Genomic DNA, 1,170 nt, shown 5'->3' with positions numbered 1-1,170 from the left:
CTCGGCCGGGACGCGGCAGCCATCACCGTGGCGGACGTGATGACGGCCGTGGACGGGGAGTTCTTCACGCTGCGGGGCGGGGCGCGCGCCGGGGGGGGGGAACCCACCCCGGGGGCGGCCCGGCGCCCGCCCGGCCGCCCGGACCGTCCGCCCCCTGGGCTTCTTCCGGCACGCGAACCTTCACCCGGACGACGGACCCGGCGCCATCGACGCGCGCCCGTGCGCCTCCTGACGGGGCAACGGCGCGGCCGGGACCGCCGTACCGGACGGCCCCGCGCCCGGCGTGCGGCAGACCGCCCGATTCTGCGTCGAGGTGTACCAACGACAGTCATTGCCCGGAGTCACACGCCGTGATACACAGAGTAACCACCCGTGTCCCCGCGCCCGCCCTCCGAGCCAGGTCAGGGCACCATCATCGGTCATATGTGCGGGGATCGGGTAAAGAGAGCCGCCAACCGGCGTACGGGACGGGTTCCATCAGCGATGATTGGTCCTGACCCGTGCCGTGGGGGCGCGGGCAGCGAAAGACCCAACAGGGGCGGTGAGTTACATGTACCTGGCGGCCGACAAGGGCGACATCGACACCATTATCGGTGGCATCGCCCCCAACTGGGGCCCTTTCTCAAGCTTGGGCAACGAAGCCAAGGTGATGGTCGAGGTGGTGATGGCGGTGGCCATCCTCCTCTGCCTCGGTATCGCGATCTGGGGCGCGGCCAAACAGCGGATCGGCGCGACGGCACTCCGGGACACCTTCAGCGCGGAACAGGGCAAGGGCCTGATCGTCGCGGGCCTGACCGGGGTGTTCATCATCGGTTCGCTCGGCACGCTGTTCACGATCGTGTACGGCATGGCGGTCTGACGGTACGCGGGGCGGGCCGGCGGCACCTCCCGGTCGCGGCACCAGCACCAGCCGCGAGCCGCACCCGCAGCCCCTCCCCGTACCTCAGCACCTCCGTACCCAGCACCCCGTCCTCCGTACCCAGCACTCCGTATCCCGCACGTGGGGGACGGGCCGCGCGCCGGACCACAAGCCCGACGCGAGCCCGCCCCGGCCGGCTCCACCGGCCACCGACACCCCATCAGCGACCGGCCGGGCGGCCGGGTGACGCACCACCAGAGCAGCCGACCAGCCCCTCCGCCCGCGCCACCACCCGCCACGCGATCCCGCGC

General features: G+C 72.4%; 1 protein-coding gene. It reads left to right on the top strand.

Translation table 11 applies throughout. The features are described from left to right. Positions 1 to 550: 550 nt before the first annotated feature. The gene (locus LCE31_RS39740) at positions 551 to 859 is read left to right on the top strand and encodes a hypothetical protein (protein ID WP_225023165.1); all 309 of its coding nucleotides are present in this window, start codon (positions 551 to 553) and stop codon (positions 857 to 859) included. Positions 860 to 1,170 lie beyond the last annotated feature (311 nt).

Source organism: Streptomyces sp. 8L (genome assembly GCF_020176795.1).
Taxonomy (GTDB): domain Bacteria; phylum Actinomycetota; class Actinomycetes; order Streptomycetales; family Streptomycetaceae; genus Streptomyces.
Note: the sequence above shows the minus strand (reverse complement) of the source record. Positions and strands in the feature narration are given on the sequence as shown.